Origin of the sequence: Micromonospora globispora (assembly GCF_003857015.1) — a bacterium.
Classification (GTDB): domain Bacteria; phylum Actinomycetota; class Actinomycetes; order Mycobacteriales; family Micromonosporaceae; genus Micromonospora; species Micromonospora globispora.
The window spans coordinates 1-3,996 of sequence record NZ_QGGF01000007.1 but is presented as its reverse complement, the minus strand read 5'-3'; the positions used below and the strand labels follow the sequence as shown (position 1 = coordinate 3,996).

Annotated in this window: 2 protein-coding genes and 1 pseudogene; 1 reads left to right on the top strand and 2 read right to left on the bottom strand. The window is 70.2% G+C overall.

Annotated features, from left to right (window positions below; translation table 11 throughout):
• Window positions 1-437: 437 nt before the first annotated feature.
• A pseudogene (locus DKL51_RS00200) lies at window positions 438-1,547 on the top strand (SigB/SigF/SigG family RNA polymerase sigma factor); the annotation flags it as partial.
• 173 nt (window positions 1,548-1,720) lie between these two features.
• Here the strand turns inward: DKL51_RS00200 and ctaD are convergent.
• Complete coding sequence (gene ctaD, locus DKL51_RS00195) at window positions 1,721-3,721, bottom strand: aa3-type cytochrome oxidase subunit I (protein WP_109966579.1); 2,001 nt, start codon at window positions 3,719-3,721, stop codon at window positions 1,721-1,723.
• 87 nt (window positions 3,722-3,808) lie between these two features.
• Window positions 3,809-3,996 (bottom strand): ATP-binding protein (locus DKL51_RS36030; RefSeq protein WP_498070862.1); only part of this gene is annotated, 188 nt, incomplete at its 5' end.

Below are 3,996 nucleotides of genomic sequence, written 5' to 3'. Positions count from 1 at the left end.
CCGGGGGTCGGCGCGCGGCTACCCGGTCACCTCGGTACCGACCCGGCGTGCCACGGAGGTGTTGCGCAACCAGCCGTACGACCTGCCGGTCCCGCCGCCCCTGACGGTCGGGGAGGCGTTGGAGACGCTCCGCGACACCGGGGCCCACCAGGGGTTGCTGGTCTCCTGACCGGCTTCGGCCGAACCGTCCGCCGACCGGTCCTGGGCCGGCCGGCACCAACACTGCCGAAACATCCTCGCGAACACCGCGCTCCGTGATTGAGTACCTACTGAGCGGGAACACCGCTCGCTGCGACGGCCCGATGACGCCGTGTGGCGAGCTGTCGTCGCTCCTGGCGTGCCAGTCACGTAATCCATTTCCGGCCCGGTGCGTGGCCCGACCACGCGCATGACCGGTTTCCCAATCCGGGCGGGGGACCTTCCTGAGGGAGGCGCGGATGTTCGGACAGACCACCACATCGACACCACCACCCACCGATCGGGGCCTTGAGGACCTCGACGCCGCGGCGTTGGCGTACGCGGCCCGGATCGAGGGCCTGCCGCCGGAGCGGCGGCAGGAGGCGCGGGACGATCTCGTCCGCTTCGCGCTGCCCTTCGCCGGCCGGCTCGCCCGCCGCTACCGCGGCCGGGGGGAACCGCTGGAGGATCTGGAGCAGGTGGCCCGGCTGGGCCTGGTGAACGCCGTCGACCGGTACGACCCGGAACGGGGCTCCTTCACCGCGTACGCGGCGATCACCATCGTCGGCGAGATCAAACGGCACTTCCGGGACCGCACCTGGGGGGTGCACGTGCCGCGCCGGCTGCGCGACCTGATCCTCGAGGTGGGGCAGGCGACCGCGGCGCTGACCAGCGAGCTGTCCCGGGCGCCGACCGTCGCCGAGCTGGCCGAACGGCTGGAGACTCCCGAGGAGGAGATCCTCGCCGCGCTGGAGTCGGCGGCCGGCTACAGCCCGGCGTCGCTCAACGCGCCGGTGGGCGGGGAGAGCTCGGCGGAGTTCGGCGACCTGGTCGGTGAATCGGACAACGCGCTCGAATCGGTCGACGACCGGGTGACCGTCAGCGGGCTGCTGCACCGGCTGCCTTGGCGGGAGCGGCGGATCCTCGCGATGCGCTTCTACGGCAACCAGACCCAGGCCGAGATCGCGGCCCGGTTCGGTATCTCCCAGATGCACGTCTCCCGGCTGCTGTCCCGGGCGCTGACCTGGCTGCGGCAGGCGATGCTCGCCGACGCCCCACCACCCTGGCAGAACGGCGCCGCCGAGGCCGAGCCGGGGAAGACCAAGATCTCTGTGAAGCAGAACGGCGACCGGGTGGTCGTCGAGGTCGGCGGGGAGGTCGACCGGGACGGCGCGGACCAGTTGCGCAAGGCGATGCTGGAGGCGGTCACCGGGCAGCCCCGCGAGGTGGTGGTCGACCTGGTCGGGGCGGGCGGCTTCGACGCCGGCGGCATCGCCGCGCTGATGGCCGGCCGGGACGCTGCAGCGCGTACCGGGGTGCCGCTGCGGCTGACCCGGGTCCAGCCCGCGGTACGCCGGTCGCTCGGCGCCCGCCGGCCTGCCGGCGGGCGCCGACTGACTGACCGACCGCACGGTACGCACGACGAGGGCCGGCGCCAACGGGCGCGGCCCTCCTCGCGTGCCCGGCTGCACCCCATGGCTGGCTGGGTGCACCCGTGGCTGGGGCCGGCGCCGTCGGGCACCGGCCCCCGCCAGGTCCGCGGTCAGCGCTCCTCGGTGTCGCCATGGCCGTGCGGGTGGCGCCACCGCTCCTGCTCGGGCCCCCGCTCGGCGATCTCTTCCGGCGTCTCCGGCACCTCGGCCTCCTCGAAACTCGGCCGGCGGATCTCCTCCGGCGCCGGCACGTCGACCGGCCGGGCGCCGGACTGCGGCGCCGGCTGGTACTCCACCGCCTCGCGGGCACCGTGCGCGCCTTCGGCGGCCGGCGCCTCGGGCAGCTTCGGCACGTGGCGCAACTCCTCCATGAAGGTCTGCGGCGGCTTAGTGGTCCGCTGCGGCAGGTCCCGGCCCAGGTTGGCGACGAGCTGGCCGTACTTCGCGTCGAAGGCCGGACGTTCCGAGCGGATGCGCGGCATCCGGTCGAAGTTGCGCAGCGGCGGCGGGCAGGTGGTGGCCCACTCCAGGGAGTTGCCGAAGCCCCAGGGGTCGTCGACGGTCACCTTCGGGCCGTACCGCCAGGACTTCCAGACGTTGTAGATGAAGAAGAGCGTGGAGACCCCGAGCACGAACGACCCGATGCTGGAGATCGTGTTCAGCGTAGTGAAGCCGTCCTGCGCCAGGTAGTCGGCGTAGCGGCGGGGCATCCCCTCGTTACCCAGCCAGTGCTGGACCAGGAAGGTGGTGTGGAAGCCGAGGAACATCGTCCAGAAGTGCACCTTGCCGAGCCGCTCGTCGAGCAGCCGGCCGGTCATCTTCGGGAACCAGAAGTAGATGCCGCCGAAGAACGCGAAGACCACGGTCCCGAAGAGCACGTAGTGGAAGTGGGCGACCACGAAGTAGGTGTCGGTGACGTGGAAGTCCAGCGGCGGGCTGGCCAGTTGTACGCCGGTCAGGCCGCCGAGAAGAAAGGTCACCAGGAAGCCGATGGCAAAGAGCATCGGCGTCTCGAAGGTGATCTGCCCCTTCCACATGGTGCCGATCCAGTTGAAGAACTTCACCCCGGTCGGCACCGCGATCAGGAAGCTCAGGACGCTGAAGAACGGCAGCAGCACCTGGCCGGTGCCGAACATGTGGTGCGCCCAGACGCTCATCGACAGCACGGTGATCGCGATGGTGGCGAACACCAGACCGGTGTAACCGAAGATCGGCTTCCGGGAGAAGACCGGAATGATCTCGGTGATGATCCCGAAGAACGGGACCGCGATGATGTAGACCTCGGGATGGCCGAAGAACCAGAACAGATGCTGAAAGAGCATCGGCCCGCCGGTGGTCGGATCGTACACGTGCGAGTGCAGGAGCCGGTCGGAGGCGATCGCGAGCAGCGCGGCCGCCAGCAGCGGGAAGACCAGCAGGATCAGGATGCTGACGAGCAGGATGTTCCAGGTGAAGATCGGCATCCGGAACATGGTCATCCCGGGCGCGCGCAGCGTGACGATGCTGGTGACCAGGTTCACGGCGGTGAGGATGGTGCCCACACCCCCGACGACCAGCCCGACCACCACCATGTTCGGCCCGACCCCGGGCGAGTGCTGTGCGGTGCTCAACGGGGTGTACGCGGTCCACCCGAAGTCGGCTGACCCGCCCGGGGTGAGGAAGCTGCCGTACAGCATCAGGCCGCCGAACAGGAACAGCCAGTAGCCGAACGCGTTCAGCCGGGGAAACGCAACGTCCGGGGCACCGATCTGGATCGGGACGATGTAGTTGGCCATCCCCAACGCCGCGGGCGTGGCGAAGAGGAGCAGCATCGCCAGGCCATGGGTGGTGAACAGTTGGTTGTACTGCTCCGAGGAGAGGAACTGCAGCCCCGGCCGGGCGAGTTCGGCCCGCATCAGCATGGCCTGGATGCCGGCGATCAGGAAGAACCCGAAGGACGTGGCCAGGTACATCAGGCCGATCTGCTTGTGGTCGGTGGTGCGCAGCAACCGCCACAGGGAGTCACCCGGGATCGGCCGGCGGAGCGGTCCGGGAAAACCGCCGAACTGCGCGGGCGCGAGGATCGCAGGACCCCGGTCTCGTGCCGGTTCCGTCACTACCCGCTTTCGCATAGCTCTCACCCCGTCGTTACGGCAGAAAGGACGGGCACGCCTACCCGGCCCTCTGCCCATAAAACCAGGCGAGAGCGGAAATTTCGGTCAGTTCGCCGGTAGCATCGCCCAGACGACCTTTCCGTCGCCCACCGGCGCGCTGCCCCAGCGCTGAGTCAGCTCACGGACCAGCATCAGCCCGCGCCCGCCGTACCTCCAGATGGCCGTCCTGGACGGCTGCCGGGACGCCGCGCGGGCCGCGACGGGGCGGGACCTGCGGGCCGAGGGCGGGCGGG

Excerpts from the sequence above, each read along its gene's own strand:
- ctaD (WP_109966579.1), bottom strand. The coding sequence starts at position 3,721 with ATGCGAAAGCGGGTAGTGACGGAACCGGCACGAGACCGGGGTCCTGCG.